The 19,229-nt window shown below is 35.1% G+C and carries 20 protein-coding genes; 15 read left to right on the top strand and 5 right to left on the bottom strand.

Going from position 1 to position 19,229, the window contains the following annotated elements:
- The first annotated feature begins 14 nt into the window (after window positions 1-14).
- Window positions 15-1,157: a cupin domain-containing protein gene (locus tag KO527_RS09265; protein ID WP_216040020.1), complete on the top strand. Its 1,143-nt coding sequence runs from the start codon at window positions 15-17 to the stop codon at window positions 1,155-1,157.
- 74 nt (window positions 1,158-1,231) lie between these two features.
- Here the strand turns inward: KO527_RS09265 and KO527_RS09260 are convergent, their stop codons facing one another.
- Complete coding sequence (locus tag KO527_RS09260; protein WP_216040038.1) at window positions 1,232-3,259, bottom strand: methyl-accepting chemotaxis protein; 2,028 nt, start codon at window positions 3,257-3,259, stop codon at window positions 1,232-1,234.
- Between the two features lie 86 nt (window positions 3,260-3,345).
- Here KO527_RS09260 and KO527_RS09255 point away from each other — a divergent pair, with 86 nt between their 5' ends.
- A complete protein-coding gene (locus KO527_RS09255; protein ID WP_216040019.1) occupies window positions 3,346-4,137 on the top strand; it encodes an NADP-binding protein in 792 nt (263 codons plus the stop codon).
- 93 nt (window positions 4,138-4,230) lie between these two features.
- Here the strand turns inward: KO527_RS09255 and metJ are convergent, their stop codons facing one another.
- Window positions 4,231-4,557: a met regulon transcriptional regulator MetJ gene (metJ, locus tag KO527_RS09250; RefSeq protein WP_042152129.1), complete on the bottom strand. Its 327-nt coding sequence runs from the start codon at window positions 4,555-4,557 to the stop codon at window positions 4,231-4,233.
- 247 nt (window positions 4,558-4,804) lie between these two features.
- Between metJ and metB the strand changes: the two genes are divergently transcribed.
- The 7 genes from metB (at window position 4,805) to alr (ending at window position 13,285) form a co-directional block, all read left to right on the top strand.
- Complete coding sequence (gene metB, locus KO527_RS09245) at window positions 4,805-5,980, top strand: cystathionine gamma-synthase (protein ID WP_216040018.1); 1,176 nt, start codon at window positions 4,805-4,807, stop codon at window positions 5,978-5,980.
- A gap of 85 nt (window positions 5,981-6,065) precedes the next feature.
- Entirely contained in the window at window positions 6,066-8,426 is a 2,361-nt protein-coding gene (metL, locus tag KO527_RS09240; protein WP_216040017.1) for a bifunctional aspartate kinase/homoserine dehydrogenase II, read from the top strand.
- 234 nt (window positions 8,427-8,660) lie between these two features.
- On the top strand, window positions 8,661-9,215 hold the full coding sequence (locus KO527_RS09235) for an RNA polymerase sigma factor (protein ID WP_216040016.1): 555 nt from the start codon (window positions 8,661-8,663) through the stop codon (window positions 9,213-9,215).
- Window positions 9,199-9,696 (top strand): hypothetical protein, encoded by a 498-nt coding sequence (locus KO527_RS09230; protein ID WP_216040015.1) that lies wholly within the window; start codon window positions 9,199-9,201, stop codon window positions 9,694-9,696. Before KO527_RS09235 ends, KO527_RS09230 begins: the two co-directional genes overlap by 17 nt.
- Before the next feature lie 16 nt (window positions 9,697-9,712).
- Window positions 9,713-10,654: a DUF4097 family beta strand repeat-containing protein gene (locus tag KO527_RS09225; RefSeq protein ID WP_216040037.1), complete on the top strand. Its 942-nt coding sequence runs from the start codon at window positions 9,713-9,715 to the stop codon at window positions 10,652-10,654.
- 126 nt (window positions 10,655-10,780) lie between these two features.
- Complete coding sequence (dnaB, locus tag KO527_RS09220) at window positions 10,781-12,190, top strand: replicative DNA helicase (protein WP_042152143.1); 1,410 nt, start codon at window positions 10,781-10,783, stop codon at window positions 12,188-12,190.
- 18 nt (window positions 12,191-12,208) lie between these two features.
- A complete protein-coding gene (gene alr / locus KO527_RS09215) occupies window positions 12,209-13,285 on the top strand; it encodes an alanine racemase (RefSeq protein WP_216040014.1) in 1,077 nt (358 codons plus the stop codon).
- A 9-nt stretch (window positions 13,286-13,294) separates the two neighbouring features.
- On the opposite strand, the gene KO527_RS09210 is transcribed toward alr, so the two are convergent.
- The 3 genes from KO527_RS09210 to KO527_RS09200 all read right to left on the bottom strand — a co-directional run bounded on the left by KO527_RS09210 (window position 13,295) and on the right by KO527_RS09200 (window position 14,784).
- Complete coding sequence (locus tag KO527_RS09210) at window positions 13,295-13,723, bottom strand: secondary thiamine-phosphate synthase enzyme YjbQ (RefSeq protein WP_216040013.1); 429 nt, start codon at window positions 13,721-13,723, stop codon at window positions 13,295-13,297.
- A gap of 14 nt (window positions 13,724-13,737) precedes the next feature.
- Window positions 13,738-14,205, bottom strand: a complete 468-nt coding sequence (locus tag KO527_RS09205) for a chemotaxis protein CheX (RefSeq protein WP_216040012.1) — start codon at window positions 14,203-14,205, stop codon at window positions 13,738-13,740.
- Window positions 14,206-14,334: 129 nt separating this feature from the next.
- Entirely contained in the window at window positions 14,335-14,784 is a 450-nt protein-coding gene (locus KO527_RS09200; protein WP_042152154.1) for a transcriptional repressor, read from the bottom strand.
- Window positions 14,785-15,163: 379 nt separating this feature from the next.
- On the opposite strand from KO527_RS09200, the gene KO527_RS09195 reads away from it, so the two are divergent.
- From KO527_RS09195 to KO527_RS26270, 6 genes are all read left to right on the top strand, one after another.
- Entirely contained in the window at window positions 15,164-15,430 is a 267-nt protein-coding gene (locus KO527_RS09195; RefSeq protein ID WP_216040011.1) for a hypothetical protein, read from the top strand.
- A gap of 12 nt (window positions 15,431-15,442) precedes the next feature.
- On the top strand, window positions 15,443-16,009 hold the full coding sequence (locus KO527_RS09190; protein ID WP_216040010.1) for a hypothetical protein: 567 nt from the start codon (window positions 15,443-15,445) through the stop codon (window positions 16,007-16,009).
- A 181-nt stretch (window positions 16,010-16,190) separates the two neighbouring features.
- Window positions 16,191-16,802 (top strand): hypothetical protein, encoded by a 612-nt coding sequence (locus KO527_RS09185; RefSeq protein WP_354668611.1) that lies wholly within the window; start codon window positions 16,191-16,193, stop codon window positions 16,800-16,802.
- 277 nt (window positions 16,803-17,079) lie between these two features.
- Window positions 17,080-18,057: a tRNA dihydrouridine(20/20a) synthase DusA gene (gene dusA, locus KO527_RS09180; RefSeq protein ID WP_216040035.1), complete on the top strand. Its 978-nt coding sequence runs from the start codon at window positions 17,080-17,082 to the stop codon at window positions 18,055-18,057.
- Between the two features lie 273 nt (window positions 18,058-18,330).
- Window positions 18,331-18,618: a hypothetical protein gene (locus KO527_RS09175; RefSeq protein ID WP_216040009.1), complete on the top strand. Its 288-nt coding sequence runs from the start codon at window positions 18,331-18,333 to the stop codon at window positions 18,616-18,618.
- Between the two features lie 10 nt (window positions 18,619-18,628).
- The gene (locus KO527_RS26270) at window positions 18,629-18,757 is read left to right on the top strand and encodes a hypothetical protein (RefSeq protein WP_289847680.1); all 129 of its coding nucleotides are present in this window, start codon (window positions 18,629-18,631) and stop codon (window positions 18,755-18,757) included.
- The last annotated feature ends 472 nt before the right edge of the window (window positions 18,758-19,229 follow it).

Here is a 19,229-nt window from a genome sequence, read left to right as displayed (position 1 = left end):
TATTGTATGTAACTATGCTTCAACTTAACTTAAATCAGCTGACCCCCTCAGATTTTTTATCTATTTATTGGCAAAAAAAACCATTAGTCATACGCCAAGGTTTTAAGGATTTTCAAGATTTTTTATCATCTGATGAGTTAGCTGGATTAGCCTGTGACGATTATGTTGAGTCGCGCATTGTTTCTCAAAAAAATAATTTATGGCACGCCGAGTTTGGTCCTTTTGAAAATTATGAGCATTTAGGCGAAAAGGATTGGTCTTTAATCGTGCAGGCTGTGAATAATTGGGTTCCTGAAGTTTCTCAGCTAATAGAGTGCTTTGATTTTATACCTAGATGGCGTTTTGATGATGTAATGGTAAGTTATGCGACTCCAGGTGGTGGTGTTGGTCCTCATATAGATCTTTATGATGTATTCATTTGCCAAGGCTCTGGACGTCGTCGTTGGTATGTAGGTGATAAAGGCGATCATAAAGAATTTGCAGCACATGAGGCTTTATTGCATACCGAATCATTTGAATCCATTATAGATGTAGAGTTATTTCCTGGCGACATATTATATATTCCGCCAGGCTTTCCTCATGAAGGAATCACTTTAGAAGAATCAATGAGTTTCTCTGTGGGCTATCGTACTTCCTCAGCTAAAGATATGATCAGTGAACTTGCCGATCACTTAATTGATACTAATGCTGCACCACAACAAATAAGAGACCCTGATAGGCAATTAAGTTCAGGATCTGGGCTGATTAATGCTTCAGATTTTGTACGTATCAAACAGCAAATTTTTAATACTTTAGATGATACGTTAATTAGTGAGTTTTCAGGTTGTTACTTAACACGTTCTAAGTGTGAACTTGATTTACCTGACGTACCTTTTGAGTTCGATTTAGATTATTTATTGGTAAATATTAAAGAACAAAACCTTACTCGTTTAGGAGGATTACGTTGTTTGTATTTTGAAGAATCTGTATCAGAAGGAATTTTTTATTTAAATGGAGAAAAGATTAATTTAGATGAAAAATACGCTCAATTTATACCTTTATTATGTAATAACCAAGTTTTGACATTTGAGATGTTAAAGCCATTATTAAAACATCATGATTTAATTGAGAGTTTACTTTGTTGGCTTAATTTAGGTTATTGGTATTTTGATGAATAAAGGATATTTTGATTCAGTGTTTAAAAATAGGTAAGGCGCTTACTTAATTGCAAGCGCGTTACATTTTATCGTAGTTACAGTTTAAATTGATTTACGCTTTCATTTAAACCTGAAGCTAAATTATTTAAATCACTTGCTTCACTAGCAAGCTCATTAGCATGTTCTGATGTATTATTTACTAAGTCATTAATTGCATTCAAACTCGTATTAATATCTTCAGCAACCAAAGTTTGTTGTTCAGTCGCAGTGGCAATTTGATGACTCTGATCTTGTACAGTCGCTACTGAATTACTTATGGCAGTAAGCGAGGCTAATACATCTTGAGTCTGTGTTACTGAGCTTTCAGCTTGATCTTTACCCTCTTGCATCATCGTTGAAGCTTGCTGCGCTATTTGTTGCAACTTAGTGATCATATTACGAATATCGTCAGTAGACTCTTGTGTTCTGCTTGCAAGAGAGCGTACTTCATCAGCAACTACCGCAAAACCTCTACCTTGTTCGCCTGCTCTTGCAGCTTCAATGGCTGCATTAAGTGCCAGTAAATTTGTTTGATCTGCAATGCTGTTTATCACATCAACAACAGCACCAATATTCCCTGACTCTTGTTCTAAGCCAGATACAATTTGCGATGCTTCACCGATATGAGAAGCTAAAGAGGTCATGGCCGTTTGAGCATCATTAGATATATCTGTACCGACCTTAGTAAGGTTTTGGACCTCTGCAGCTGCTGAGTTTGTTTCTTGTGCGTTGCGTGAAATTTCTAATACAGTAGAAGCCATTTCAGTTACAGCAGTACTGACACTATCCACTTGCTCCTTTTCTTGTTGTATTTCACTGTTGGTTTCATAAGACACTTGACTTAAATGTTCAGATGCAACGCCAACTTGCTCAGCTTGACTGGCTGTTTTTAGCAATAATGCATGCAGTTTAGTAATAAAGCTATTCATATGAGATGCTAATTGGCCAACTTCATCAGTGCGATTTATGTCAATTTTTTTAGTTAAGTCACCGTCACCTGAGGCAATATCTCGCATCACATGCGTTAAATCACTAATCGGTTTACTGATCATCTGTGTCGCCCAAAAAATAACAGCTGCGATAATTAATAAAATAACCAGTACACCCATACTAGTAGTGAATACAGCTTGCTTAACAGGTTCTTCAATTAACTTCATTGGTACTAATAATCCAACGTACCAATCAAGAACTGGCTTTTCAAGTTGTAAGCGACGATAAACAACATAATACTCTTCGCCTTTAAAAGTCACTATATTTGTGCCGTTCAGGTTATTTTTCATTTCAGAGTTTAGTTGTTTAAATCCAGAGGTATTATCAAATTGTGTTTCGAGTGCATCTAATCCTTCTTTGCCTCTATCACTTTCATCTGTAATGGATAATTGATGTTGTGTTTTTTTCGATAAGTGAACAACTTTTTGTTGGTTATCTAATAAAAAGCCAAAGCCTTTATTGTTGAAATTAATATCTTCAATCATGTCAGCGATTTTGTTTAACTGAAGATCAACACCAGCAACCCCCACTAATTTGTTATTTGGACTATAAACTGGTTGTTGAACAACTGCAGAAACATTACCCGTTGTTAAATCAACTGATAAAGCGCCAACGTAAAGGCTATTAATTTGCATGGCTTCTTGCCACCAACCTCGTTTATAGGCGTAATAGGGCTGGCCGTTATAGAAGGTGGTTCGCTCATTTTCTTTAAAATACTCACCCGTTATGCCTGAGGCAAAAAATGCAGATAAAATATTATCGTCATTGCCACTAATACGTACCATATCTTGGTTTACAGCATCATAACCGTCGGCAAGCGCTAAATCACTTTCTCTGGCTGTCCAATTTTCAAACCAGTTAACTAAGTATGGATTTGTTACGAATGTTTCTACAATCTTGCCATATTGAGCAAAATAAGATTCGATGGATTGTTGTTCTGATTGTACATATTGTTTTGCTTCACTCTCGATTGAGCTACGAGATAAAGAAGCAATATGATTTACTAAAAAGAATGAAGCCATTATAAGTAGCACAGCAATCGTGCCACCAATCAAAAAGAGAATTTTTTTTCGAATAGATAAGTTTTGGATCATAATTAACACAACAGTACAACGAGAATTAGATAGTGGTAATATAATCATATATCCCTTAAAACTGCTAGTATATTGATGGAATGTTAATGGAAAATAAGCCCGTAAATGTTGTTATTTTAGGTTCTGGGTGGCTTGGTAGTAAATTAAGTACCAATTTACAACAGATTGGAGTTATTACTCAAGAGACTTGCCGCTCAAAAAAATTAGCAAATGAAAAGCAGATTCATTACTTTAATGTAAATAATCAAAATGACTTAGAGCACAATATTAGTTTAGAGGAAGCATATTGGGTGTGTTGTATCACACCAAGAGATAACTATATCGAGAGTTTAAACCAGGCGATTGATCTTGCAATAAAACTTAAAATGAAAGGTTTTTTATTATGTTCTTCAACGGGTATTTATCCAAATGCATCAGTTGAATATAATGAATTAAGCACATTAACTTTAGTTACAGAGCGCCAAAAGTTGCTTAATCAAGCAGAGCAAAAAGTATTACAGTTAGCTGATTTAGGTAAGGTTGTACGTTTAGCTGGGTTAATTGGTCCTAAACGTCATCCTGGTAAGTTTGTGTCTGGTAAACATCTAAGAAGTAGCGCTTTGGCGGCGGTTAATATGGTTCATCAAACAGATGTAATGGCTGGTATTATTTGTTTATTAAAACAATGGCAAACACCAAAACAGCTTTTTAATCTAGCCAGTCCTGATCATCCAACAAAACAAGAATTTTACCAACAAGCCTGCTCACAATTAGAAGTAAAAGCCCCTACTTATTCGTTAAATACGGTTGAGAATAGAATTATTGATGGTAGCAAAATAACTCAATTAGAATTTGAATATCAATATACGTGCTTATTTAAAGCCATGGAAAATTGCTAAATCTGAATTATCCGCATAAAAAAGCCAATTAAAATTAATTGGCTTTTTTATTATATGGACTTAATATTTTACTTTAGCTAAAGCTGAAAATAATTAATCTTCATCTTCCATAAAGGGTAATTCTAAACCCATTTCAGTCATTATCTTTTTAACTTCAGCTGGAATGTGATCTGGATTATCTTTTTTCAGATCTTCATCATTGGGTAGTGGCTGTCCAGTAAATGCATGTAAAAATGCTTCACACAGTAATTCACTGTTTGTTGCATGACGCAAGTTATTTACTTGTCGACGTGTTCTTTCGTCAGTAAGTACTTTTAAAACACTTAATGGAATCGAAACAGTTATTTTTTTAACTAACTCTGATTTTTTACCATGTTCTGCGTATGGGTGAACATATTCACCATTCCATTTTGTTGCCATATACTTAAATTGCCTTTTATTCAAACCGCGCTTTTGTTGTCGAGCTAAATTATACTAATCTGACTAGTCTAATAGAACTACTTTATGTAATTTTAATTGTTTTATTGACTCGAAATTTTATCTATTTATCTAAGATAGTCAAATTTAAGATGTTTAGCTATTTAGATGGATAAAAGTTTTGACTTCCCAAACTTATTGAATTAACCTTTTAGACGTCTAAACATCTAATTGGTTGTAGGTATTAAAAATGACTCAAGTAAAAAAAGCAACAACAGCTGTAAGAAAAGGCATCGAAGCAGATAAGCATCACGGTGCAGTGGTTCCGCCTCTTTATTTATCAACTACTTATTCATTTGCTGACTTTGATAAAAAGCGTGCTTACGATTATGGACGCAGCGGCAATCCAACAAGAGACATTCTTGCTGAAACTTTAGCTGAATTAGAAGGTGGAGAAAAAGGCATTATTACTGCAACAGGAATGGCTGCAGTGCATTTAATTACACAACTATTATCATCTACAGATACTTTAGTGATCCCACACGACTGTTATGGTGGTAGCTACCGTTTATTCACAAGTTTAGAAAAACGCGGTTTATTAAAATTAAAAATCGTTAACTTCACATTAGATGCAAGTTTTGATGAAATTCTTAATATCAAACCCAAAGTTATATGGATAGAAACACCAAGTAACCCGTTATTACGTTTAACAGATATCAGTAAAGTGGTTGCAACCGCTAAGCAGTGCGGCGCTTTAGTGGCTGCCGACAATACATTTTTATCACCTGCATTACAAAATCCAATGGAATTAGGTGTAGATATTGTTGTGCATTCAACAACTAAATACATTAATGGGCACTCTGACGTTGTTGGCGGAGCTGTAATCGCTAAAACAGCAGAGTTAGGTGCTGAGCTTGCTTGGTGGGCAAATAATATCGGTATTACAGGTGCGCCTTTTGATAGCTACCTGACTTTACGTGGTATTCGCACATTAAATGTGAGAATTAAACAGCATGAGCTAAATGCGATGGCTGTTGCTGAGTATTTAGAAAAAAGCCCATATGTTGAACAAGTATATTACCCAGGTTTAAAATCTCATCCACAACATGAACTCGCTAAAAAACAACAAAAAGGTTTTGGCGGTATGGTGAGTTTTGATATTAAAGGTGATATTAACGACTCAGCAAAATTCTTAACAAGTGTTGAGCAATTTACTTTAGCTGAATCCTTAGGTGGTGTTGAAAGCCTAATTTGTCATCCTGCAACTATGACTCATGCAGGTATGGATGCAACCGCAAGATTGGAAGCCGGCGTGGGCGATACAATGATCCGAGTTTCAGTGGGAATTGAAGATGTTCAAGATTTAATAAATGATTTAGAACGTACTTTTGAAGCAACAAAACCCGGTGTAGGTTCAAAATCTTAAGAATCTAAATTACACTGTAAATGATATAAATATTGCAAATGTTAAGTGCTTAACTTCTGCTAATGAAGCTATTTGGTAAATTGAAATGAATAAATCAGTACATAAATTTGGTGGCTCTAGCCTAAGTTCTGCAGCGCGATATCATGCGGTAGCGAATATTATAATTAGTCATTGTCAATTAGGTGACTCAATTGTAGTTTCTGCTGCAGGTAAAACGACAAATACACTTGTTAAGCTATGGCAGTGTTATCAGCAAAATGATGCACAAGGCATTTGCGATGTTGTTAAATTATTAAAAAACCATCAAGTAGAATTGATAAGTGAACTGTTAATTGATGAGCAACAAGTTCATGCGTTAGGTAAATTAAATATTGAGTTAGATGCAATAACTCAATTAGCACAACAAAATAAGTTAATAGAAGCACAGCTTTTAGCGCATGGTGAAGTATGGTCTTCAAGGCTATTAGCGCAATATTTAACGCAGCTAGATTATAAAGCACACTCTTTTGATGCCAGAGATTTACTGTTATTAAAAGATGGTCAGCTTCAGCATGACACTAATCAAAAAAGTTGTGAAGTTTTAAATGCACTGCAATTTAATGTAGTGACGGGTTTTATTGCTAAAGATATTGATGGTGAAACTGTTACTTTAGGGCGAAATGGTAGTGACTATAGCGCAACATTAATCGCGCGTTATTGTAATGCGCAAAGTGTGACTATTTGGACTGATACCCAAGGTGTTTACAGTACTGATCCAAGAAAAGTTAAACATGCTATAAAATATTCAAAAGTGTGCCGAGAGCAAGCAAACCTATTGGCAAGATTAGGCAATCCTGTACTACATGCTAAAACATTAACCCCATTAAAAGAAACCGATATTAAGCTAGTTGTTAGAAGCAGCTTTGATAGTCATAGTGGTGGTACTGAAATCGTTAAAAAAGGTAGCGCAAAACAAAAGCACTTTTTAACAACTTTAGATAATCATGACTTGGTGAAAATAGAAGAATTAGCAGATGGAGAGATTGGTGAGCTAAGCCAACTTATTCAGCATAGTTTGCATCACTTTGACCTTGATGGTGATACTTATTTATTAATTCCGGCATCTTATACCCATACAGTGATTAATCATTTATCAGGGCGTGCAAATTTAATTGAATCTAACTTGTTTGGTTTAGGAATTGTTTGTCCAAACTCAGTTGCACAGCAATTAACAGAGCAAGCAAGTAAACTGCTGCAAAAATATAATATTAATGTGCGTTTTGCCTTTTCTCAAAAAGACCTTTTAGGCAATGAGTATGGTTTAGTATTATGTGAGCAAGCTTTTGATACGGATTTATTAACCGTATTACATGATGAATTGATCAGTGATTCACAAGAATTAGCTGTTATTGTTGCAGGTTTAGGCAATGTAGGCGCAACCTTTATTGAGCAGTTAGAACAGCAACTAATACGTTTAAATCAACTGATCCCAGTAAAACTGGTTGGATTAGTACGTAGTAAAAGTATGTTATTTAATACTGATGGTATCGCGTTATCTGATTGGCAACCACAGTGGCAAAATACAGCTGTTAGTTATGAGAAAGAAACATTGATAAATCAGCTTGAACAGTTAGATTATGAGCATAAAGTGGTGATTGATATTACTGCTAGCGAAGAATTTAGTTTGCTATATCCTGATTTTGCATCGCAAAATTGCCACTTGATCAGTGCTAATAAATACGCAGGTACTGCGCAAACATCTTGGTATGATAGCTTAAGAGAAAAACTATCTGAGCGTAATTTAAAGTGGCGATACAATACAAGTGTGGGTGCAGGCTTACCAATTAACTTTGCATTAAACGACTTACAACACTCAGGTGATAAAGTTGAGCGTTTGTCTGGTGTTTTCTCTGGTACTTTATCGTGGTTGTGTTGTGAGTATGATGGTGCAGCACCTTTCTCAGAGCTATTATTACAAGCAAAAGGCATGGGGTATACTGAGCCAGATCCAAGAGAAGATTTATCTGGTCGAGATGTGCAACGTAAATTACTTATCCTTGCAAGGGAAGTGGGTTTATCGCTAGATTTAGATGATATTGAGCTCACACCTATGATGCCACTAGAATTAACCCAAGGAGATTGGCAGTCATTTTTAGATAAACGAGATGTACTTGATGTTTATATGGATGAAAAGCTATCAAATGCTGCAAAAGATAACTTAGTACTGAGATATGTTGCAGAACTTAACCTAACTGAAAATAAATTGATTGCTAAAGTTGGATTATCAGCCGTTGCTAAAGACGATCCTTTAGCAACATTAAAAGCGGGTGATAATATTTTTGTAATAAATAGTCAGTGGTACCAAGAAAATGCACTTGTTATTCAAGGCCCAGGTGCCGGTAAAGAAGTAACAGCAGCAGGTATTCATTCTGATTTATACTGGTTAACTAATTCTTTAGTAAAGTAATTTTAGGCTTTTAAAAGAATTAATTACTTTTAAAAATAAATTAATGCGATTAATGTACTCACTCAATAATTATTTATTGCTGGGTTATTAGTCGCATTTTTGTTTTTAAGTATGATGTTTTAAAAAATAATTTATTTTTGTTTAAACCTTTTCCTACCAAGCAAGCGTCTAATACATTAAAGCAACTTAATACGTTATAAAAACTAATTCAAGGGACTATTTGGGTGACTTTAAATGTTAATTAAAGCCGAGCAAAGGTTTGCTGCAGTACAAGAAGAACAATTGATTGCTTCTGTACAGCAAGGCGATCGATCTGCTTTCGAACAACTTTATAATCAATATATTAGTAGGGTATATGCGTTGTGTTTACGTTTAACCGCTGATAAATCAACAGCTGAAGATGCATCACAGGAAGTATTTGTTCAATTGTGGCAAAAAATTGCAAACTTTGATGGCAAGTCAAAATTTTCAACTTGGTTACATAGTGTGACGGCAAATATCACGATTAGCTATATACGAAAGCAAAAAAGTTGGTTGCAAAAAGTCGTCAGTACTGAAGATGCAGGCATGGATGAACAAGCGATTGAAGACGAACACGACTTAAATGGCTTAGACAAGTTGATATTACGATTACCAGAACGAGCAAGAATGGTATTTGTATTGTATGCCGTAGAGGGTTATCGCCATGAAGAGATTGCAACTATTTTGAATATGGCAGTTGGCTCAAGCAAAGCGCAATATCATCGCGCACGTAATTTATTAAAGGAGTGGTATGAAGATGAGCAATAAAGATTTTGATAATTTTTTAAAACACTCTTTAGAAAAGATGCCTGAAGAAATTCAGCCTAAAAAAGATTTATGGCAAGGGATAGATCGTGCAATAGACTTTAACGATAAACCTAAAGTAAATAATCATTTTACAAAGCTGTCTGTTATAGCAGCATGTTTTGCAGCGGTACTGTTAAGCATTAACTTTTTATCTAATACACAGATATCACCTGAAGGTAGTGAGATAAATAATGTGGCTTCAATGAGTCAGTTATTTGAAACAGAGAAACAAGCGCTTTTAGTGCAATATCAAGCAAAACCAGCGTTAACAGATGATTGGCAGTCTCAGTTAGATGATTTAGAACAAGCTGAAACGGCAATTAAACAAGCCTTAAAAAATGAACCGCAAAATTCGACATTATTACGAATGCTAGCGCAAGTATATAGACAGCAGTTGGAGCTGATTAATCGAGTGCACCAACCAAAATGGCAACAGATTTAGGAGAATAACCATGACAATGAAATTAATAGCGGTAGCACTTTTAAGTATCTCAAGTACCTTTGCATTTGCAGGTGAAAAAATAGATGAAACATTATCTGTTTCAAGTAATGGCAAAGTGATCATAGAAAATCAACGTGGTGATGTTCAAATTAAGGGTTGGAACAAGTCCGAAGTTAAAGTAACAGGTGAGTTAGATGATAAAGCTTTGGATTATGAATTTAAAAGTTCAGGTAACCGAACTATTTTTAAAGTGAAAATGCCAAGAAAGATGCGAAGTTGGAATTCAGGAGAAGGTTCTAATTTAGTGATCCATGTGCCAATTAATAGTGATTTAGATTTTGAGGGTGTTAATGTCAATGTTGATATTTCTCAAGTGGAAGGTGGCTCAGACATTGAAACTGTTAATGGTAATATATCAGCCCATAAATTAGCGGGTAAAATAAATTTAACAACTGTAAATGGTGGCATTAGATCTAAAGCATTAGGTGGAAAAATACATTATGAAACAGTGAATGGCAGTATTCATGATACAGATTCTCAAGGACGTTTACGTTTTAATGCAGTAAATGGTGATATTGAAACTAAAACACAAGCTGAAGATATTAGAATTGAAAATGTAAATGGCGAAATAGAGTTACACGCAGACTCAATTCAGCGATTAGATATCAGTACTGTAAATGGTGAGTTAGATTTATCTATTCCAAGCTTTTCAAATAATGCGAGAGTGCAAATAGAAACTGTGAGCGGCAATGTACAGTTAAATTTATCAGAAAAAGCATCGGCAAAATTTGAAATTGAATCTCATGCTGGTGGTAAAATTAGAAATAGCTTAACTGGTGATAAAGTAAATAAACCTAAATATGGACCTTCAAGCTCATTAGAGTTTGAAATGTTAGGTGGTAAAGCAGATATTGAAATAGATACAATTAGTGGCCGTATTAATCTTAAGGCACTATAAACTCGCTTTAAAATCACATAAAAAAGCTGAGCTTAGCTCAGCTTTTTTTATTGAATTAAAATTTTAGTATTAACTGATAATCAGAGTCGATAGAATAGCCATATTAGAAGTTATTAGTATGATGAAATGGCAAAGTTCGAAAAGTCTCAAAAATTTGAAAAGCAATTTGATAAACAAATTGATACTTTAAAAATTCCTCCGCATTCCATTGAAGCAGAGCAGTCTGTTTTAGGTGGTCTAATGCTAGATAATGAAGCATGGGATCGCGTAGCAGAACGTGTTGTTGGCAAAGATTTTTATACCCGTACGCATAAGTTTATTTTTGAGGCAATGGAAAAACTGGTTGATTTACATCAGCCGATAGATTTAATTACCATTTCTGAAACGTTAGAAAAAAATAATCAACTTGAAGGCATAGGTGGTTTTGCTTATTTAGGTGAAATTGCTAAAAATACCCCTAGTGCTGCCAATATTTCAGCCTATGCTGATATCGTACGTGAGCGTGCTGTTGTACGTGAAATGATAGGCGTGGCTAATGAAATTGCTGAAGCAGGTTTTAATCCTGAAGGTCGAGAAAGCCATGAGCTATTAGATTTAGCCGAGAGTAAAGTATTTAAAATTGCTGAATCTCGTACTAAAAGCAGTGATGGCCCACAAAGTATTCATACCATACTAGAAAAAACAGTAGATAAAATAGAAGAGTTATATCAATCACCCCAAGACGGTATTACGGGGATCAGTTCTGGTTATTCTGATTTAGATAAAATGACTTGTGGTTTTCAAAATTCAGATTTAATCATAGTAGCAGCACGTCCATCTATGGGTAAAACAACCTTTGCAATGAATATTGCTGAGCATGCTGCAATGACCCAAGACAAGCCTGTCATTATCTTTTCACTAGAGATGCCGTCAGAACAAATCATGATGCGTATGCTAGCCTCACTTGGCCGTATCAACCAAACAAAAGTAAGAACGGGTCAGTTAGACGATGATGATTGGGCGCGTTTATCATCCACTATGGGTTTACTTATTGAAAAAGGTAAAATGTTTGTTGATGACTCTTCAGGTTTAACGCCTACTGAGTTGCGTTCTCGTGCTAGGCGTATTGCACGAGATCATGATGGTGTAAGCATGATCATGGTCGATTACCTGCAATTAATGAAAGTGCCAAGCCTTGCGGATAACCGTACCCTAGAAATTGGTGAAATATCTCGTTCATTAAAAGCCTTAGCAAAAGAACTTGAATGCCCGGTTGTTGCGCTCTCTCAGCTTAACCGTACACTAGAGCAAAGAGCTGATAAACGTCCAATTAACTCAGATTTACGTGAATCAGGTTCAATCGAGCAGGATGCCGATTTAATCATGTTTATATACCGTGATGAAGTTTATAACGAAGACTCCGCTGATAAAGGCGTCGCTGAAATTATTTTAGGTAAACAGCGTAATGGTCCAATTGGACGTGTACGCTTAACCTTCCAAGGCCAATTCTCTCGATTTGATAACTATGCCGGTCCTGCAATGGACGATGACTATTAATTTAAAAAGAGTAATCAAATGCGTTTAGCTACCGCAGAAATAAATTTAACGGCATTAAGTCATAACCTTAAAAAAGTACGCGAGTTTGCACCAAATAGTAAAACCATGGCTGTTCTTAAAGCGAACGCTTATGGTCATGGCTTGGTGCAAATTGCACAAAACTTAAATGAAGCTGACGCATTTGCAGTTGCTAGGATTGATGAAGCTTTGGCATTACGTGCTGGTGGCCTTGTTAAGCCAATTGTTTTATTAGAAGGTTTTTTTGATAAAACAGATCTACCAATTTTATTGGCAAATAACTTTCAAACAATTGTTCATAATGAAACGCAATTAAAAGATATCGAATCCTGTGACTTAGATGGCCAATTAACCGTTTGGCTTAAAATTGATACAGGCATGCATCGACTCGGTATTACGCCATCTCAATTTAGCAATTTTTACCACAGGTTAACTGCAAGCAAAAATGTAAAACCTGATATTAAGCTAATGACGCATTTTGCATGTGCTGACGATATTACAAATTCAATGACTCAAGTTCAGTTAAAGTTATTTGAAGCCATAACAAAGCAAGTGAAAGAACAAACTTGTTTAGCTAATTCTGCTGGTATTATTGGTTGGCAGCAAAGTCATGGAGATTGGATCAGGCCAGGTCTGATGATATATGGTGTATCACCTATGTTAGATAAATCAGGTGCAGTTCATGGTTTAAAGCCTGTTATGTGTTTAAAAACCCGCTTGATTGAGATTAAACGTATTAACAAAGGTGAATCAACCGGTTATGGTGCTAACTGGGTCAGTACTAAAGATACTTATTTAGGTATTATTGCGATGGGTTACGGTGATGGGTATCCACGTCATGCGCAAACTGGCACACCAGTAATGGTTAACGGTCGTAAAGTGCCTTTAGTCGGGCGTGTATCTATGGACATGATTACAATTGATTTAGGTGATGTTTTACAAGATAAAGTCGCAGATGAAGTAATTCTATGGGGCCCTGAATTACCCGTTGAAGTAATCGCTAAACATGCTGAAACTATCCCATATGAACTTTTATGTAATATTACACCCAGAGTTGATTATAAATATGTTGAGTAAACCTTGAGTTTACTCGCAATCACCTTGCAGTGTAATAACAAGCTTTCTAGCACCACCGTGATCTCTATGCTCACCTAAATAAATCCCTTGCCAAGTACCTAAGCTCAATTGACCATTTGTAATGGGAATAGATAGGCTATTTCCTAACGTGCTAGCTTTAATATGTGCAGGCATGTCGTCATCACCTTCATAATCATGTAAGTAGTAGCTTTGTCGTTCAGGTATAAAGTGATTGAAATGACTTTCCATATCTATTCTAACGGTTGGATCGGCATTTTCATTAATTGTAAGACTTGCGGAGGTATGCTGAATAAAAACATGGGCTAAGCCAATATGGTATTTATTCAGTTCAGGCAATGCGTGCTCTATTTCATTAGTGATTAAATGAAAGCCACGAGAACGTGGCTTTAATGTAATTGTTTTTTGAAACCAGCTCATTACTATAAATTCAGTTATAGTTTATCGAAACAGACTTCAATATGAGCAGCACCTGCATCACAGGAAAATGGCATTAATACTTTAGGACCATCACATTTATGAGTGATAGTATGGCCTTTACCTGATACAACTACGGGTGTCGCCATATCAAACTCATAGCCTTTTTCACCTAAAAGGTTTTTAGCGCCGCCTGCAACCATATTGGTAATTTCACCAACCATATCGGTGACTTCTTCATTAATGGCATCAGGTCGCTCACCTAACATACGTTCCATTATGGTTAATGATAGTTCTTCATCAAAAGAGATAGATAAAGAACCTTTGGTTTGTGGGCCCACCATGCCAATTAAACCTGATACATCGCCTTTTGCGACTTCCGATTTTTTCATCATAGGTTTACCTGGCTTTAATTGTGTTTGAGCCATGGTGCTTAATACGTTCATAAGAGATGATAAAAAAGGGTTGATGAATTCTACATTCATTATACAAATCCAATTGTTATTTCAAACGAAGGCTTAATGCCTTTCCTAATTACTAATTCAAGTGCTTTTAGTCTTAAATTGCAAACTATTTTATTAAGTCATCTTAACTTAAATCACTAAAATTTACTTTTAATTACACTTTTGGCAAAGACCATGTGCTTCAATTGTTTGTCTAGATACTGTAAAACCAAGCTCTTGCGCTTGATTATTAAGCTCATGCGATATAATTGTTGAGTGTAACTCATTAACATTACCACAATTATCGCAAATGAGTAACTGCACAGGGTGTGTATGGTCAAAATGGTGGCATAACATAAATGAGTTTGTGCTTTCTATTTTATGAATAAAGCCCATTTCAGATAAAAAATCCAAAGCACGGTATATTGTAGCTGGTTTGGCGTTTGGCTCAGTGACTTTTAATTGTTCTAGTAAATCATAAGCACCAACACCGCTATCTGTTTCGGCTAACAATCCAAAAACTTTTTCACGTATTGTTGTAAATCGCGTACCTTTACTTTCGCATACATCTTTCGCTTTTTGGATTAGTGCGCTTTGTTCTATTTGACAGTCTATTTTCATGCATTTATATCCTTATACCAACTAGATTATCGCTATATTGGTATTTATTAATGATTTTATTCTATACCAATGTAGCGTGAAAATCTGCTTAATATATGTACCATAATACGTAAGAGCTCTTATTTTCGCTTTAAGTCTAACAATTTAAATGAATTTGCTTAATTTCTGCTTTTATAACTCGTAATCTTGCGTTCATTAACCTTTGATCTCAAGGCCATACAATAGCACTTATAAAATACAACTTATTTATTAATTTGAAAAAAATAAATAACAATGTTTTCCCAATATAGAATTACCATAGCTGTCTATTATTTATAACAAGTGGCATAAGTTATTACAGAAAACCTTTGTATTTTAAATAAAAGTGAAGGAGTAAGTTATGAATGTTACAGGAACAAAAGTAAATGATTATCAGGCAATAAACTCACTCAACTCGCAAGACATGAGCTCTTCTAAAGAGGTGGGGAATACTCAAACTAAAGCAACCTTAGAGTCAGATGTTGTAAGTTTTAGTATGGATGGGCTCAGGAAGTTAGCACTTGATAGTGTGATACTTGAACCGAATGGTTCAGGAGGAGGTGACGGTATTGAACCTCCTAAAACTCTAGGTTCAGGAGGAGGTGATGGTATTGAGCCCCCTCAGTAAAGGCGCTCTTCAATGATAGGTATTGATATCGCACTTAAGACTTTAGGGGTCTTGATCATTAAATTTGAAGCGCTTTCGTTTATAATGATTTTGCTCTTATTTATGCGTGAAATAACTCCTTTAATATTTGGCGAAAAAAATAAAGATGAAAGCAATCGTATTTTACTTTCTAGTTTTCTAAGTGCGCTCACAGTTTTCATTTTTCATTTTATGACATCTGAAGTGAGAGATTTTACGTTCTCATTTGAAGTTGAAAAGATGAAACTTAGAAAGCTGTTTTATTTATCTATGTTTATGATGGAGCTTTTATTTGTTATTGCTTTATTTTATGTGCATAGAATTAAGAAATGTCCGTTTTATTTCGTCGCCCATTTTTGTTTTATGACATCGAGTATTATGTGTTTGATACAGCTTATTCAACTGTATTTAAGAGGTTTTCTTGACCTTGATTCTTTTGTGCCATATTACAAATTAACCGTTGTTAGTATTAATTTACTTGTTTTGGTTGTCATAAGTATTTATCCAATACATTCCCTTTATAAGTTATTCAATATATATAACCCATTTTATAAAAAATAATTCACTTCGTAATAATTATAAACAAGGTAAGTTCAAATCTTGTATTAGCTATATCAACTGAGAATACAAGTAGTCGCACCTTAATAGCATACTAGCTTAAGTTATTAGTAAGTGCCTGTAATGATATGGCAATATGTCGATCACTTTAATTCAGCTTAGAACTTAGCCAATGAAAAATATAATAAAAATGATTTCAACTACGCTAGCTTTAGCCGCAGCTACGAGCGCAACAGCCAAAGAAACACCGATAATTTTAGAGGCTCCTTTCGTTTCAATCGCCAGCCAAGATGCTTACTTTAATAATTTAAAAGCCCATTGCGGTAAAGCCTATGAAGGCAAGCTAGTTGCAGATAGCGCAAACAGTGACTCTTTTGCTAATAAAAAATTGGTGATGCATGTAAGAAAGTGTTCAGATCGAGAATTACAGATCCCATTCCACGTGGGTAACGATGCTTCAAGAACTTGGATTTTAACCAAAACAGGTTCGGGTATTTCATTAAAGCACGATCATAGACAAAAAGATGGCTCATATGATGATGCCACTATGTACGGTGGTCACACAGTCGATGCGGGTTTTGCGCAGGCGCAGTTTTTCCCTGCAGATCAATATTCAAAAGAAGATTTTATCCGACGTAAAATTCCACAATCTACTCATAACATTTGGGAAATGCATATTTACCCAGAAAGATTTACCTATAGATTAGTTAGACAAGGAAAGCTATTTCGTGTTGATTTTGACTTAACTAAACCAATTTCACCACCGGCAGCCCCTTGGGGTTATACAGATAAATAAAACATTCGAGGCCGCTAAATTAAAGTGGCCTTTATGAATTATAAATAAGTAAACTTTCTTATTGGCAGGCTTCACAACTTCTATGATAAAATACGCCATTATTTTTCTCCGTCACCTATTGTAATTAAGAACCGTTTTATGGGGCCTATTTGGGGTCCCGACAGCGTCAGAGGTCCTATTTGTGGTCCAGTGTGATGGTTAAATGAACAATTTTGAAGTTGAGCGGTTGCTAGGCCTTAGCCAGCTAAGCCCAGTAAATATAAGGCCTAGAAAGAATATGAACAACAAACCTGTTAACCGTAGATTTTCAATCGCTCCAATGCTCGATTGGACTGACCGTCATTGCCGTACTTTTCATCGCCAGTTAACTAAAAATACTGTTTTATATACAGAAATGGTCACGACTGGTGCTATTTTATTTGGTCGAGGGGATTATTTACATTTTAATCATCATGAACAACCTGTTGCTTTGCAATTAGGGGGCTCAGATCCTGAATCTTTAGCTAAGTGTGCAAAGTTAGCACAAGAACGCGGTTATAATGAAATAAACTTAAATGTAGGTTGTCCATCTGATCGTGTGCAAAATGGGCGTTTTGGCGCATGTTTAATGGCTGAACCGACGTTGGTTGCTGATTGTGTTTCTGCAATGAAAGCACAAGTTGATATTCCTGTTACTTTAAAAACCCGTATTGGTATAGATGAGCAAGACTCTTATGAGTTTTTATGTGAGTTTATAGATATCACACATAAAGTGGGCTGTGATGACTATATTATTCATGCCCGTAAAGCATGGTTAAATGGTTTAAGCCCAAAAGAAAATAGAGAAATACCACCGCTTGATTACGAACGTGTATATCAGCTTAAAAAAGATTACCCTCATTTAGATATTAGTATCAATGGTGGTGTGAAAACTTTGGCTGAGTCTATTACGCATTTAGATAAAATAGATGGTGTTATGATGGGGCGTGAAGCATATGCAAACCCATTTATACTGGCACAAGTTGATCAGCTTATATATGGTGATGAAGCCGTTAACCCTATCACACGCCATCAAGTAGTTCGCAATATGTATGATTATATTGAAGATGAAATGAGCAAAGGTGCAAACTTTTGGCATGTAGCGCGTCACATGTTGGGCATGTTCCAAGGGTTACCTGGCGCACGCTCATATCGCCGCCATTTATCTGAAAATGGTCATGGAAAACAAGCTGACATAAGCACAATGGAAAAAGCATTGTCATTTGTACCTGAATAAGTAAATACAGCTTGTTATCTTAAAATGTAAGAAATAGTGTCTTGATTTCGGGATTCAGATTCCCGAAATCGGAATCTCATTAAATATAAATTTGTAATTTTATCGTCAAACTCACCATTTATTTCGTTAAATTAACCACTAAATAAAATTAATTATTTTAAATTCAATAAATATCAATGCCTTATGTTTTTCTTATATAGTTGGCACATACCTTGTAATACCTAATGTAACTTTAAAATAAAATCGACATTATTTAATTTCAAGGAGAATAAAATGTCACAGTTTACTCAAAAAGTTGCAGTAGGTATTTTTACTATTTTAGGTGCATCAGCATCAGCTAGCGCAGAGCAAGTAAATTTTAAAACTATGATGGATCATATTGTTTTATCTCAAGTTAATGAAGCTAAACTTCAAATAGAAAAAGAGACCTATAGAAGCATTAGTAAATCTTTGAATGAATTTAATAATGAAATTCGACCGAATCGCGTGATTATCAGAGATTTAAAAGCCCAATCTCATACGAAAAAAAAGTCTTTCATTATCGCACAAGTAACTAAATAGGGATGTTGTTATGATTCAATCATCATTATTATTCAGCATATTACTTACACCTGTAGCAAGTTTATTAGTAACGTTTATGGGGATTCAGTTAAGTAAAAGAGCGCCAAATTTAATGCAATGGTGTTTTGACAGGTGGTAAGTTTAACCTAAGTCACTCAGGTTAGATTTATCAATGTTTTAGTGTTTTTCCATTCATCATTTATATTAACCATTCATCACTTTATGAAATAATTTAAAAATAATTACGTTATTTTACGGTTTCTTCTTTATAGATAACATTAAATTAGGTGGCCCCAATGTTCGATTTATTTCCGCTTTTAACATTATTCTTAATTCCAGTATTAAGCATGGCTGCAACCTATATAGGTGTTAACTTATTTCAAAAGTTGCCTTATTACTCATAACTGTAATAGTCTAAAGTTGTTGCCTTAAACAATGTCGACTTTATTTAAGTGATTACATGTATGAGATCTTAATACTTATATACTTTGCAAAAATCATAAATATTCACTCTGTTTTTTTTATCCAGCAAAATTAATCTTAAAAAATTCATATTACTCCTCGTAAAAACACACATCTTAAATAATGTTTTCGAACCTCGAACCTCGAAC

Origin of the sequence: Pseudoalteromonas sp. C2R02, from assembly GCF_018860845.1 — a bacterium.
Taxonomy (GTDB): domain Bacteria; phylum Pseudomonadota; class Gammaproteobacteria; order Enterobacterales; family Alteromonadaceae; genus Pseudoalteromonas.
Note: the sequence above shows the minus strand (reverse complement) of the source record. Positions and strands in the feature narration are given on the sequence as shown.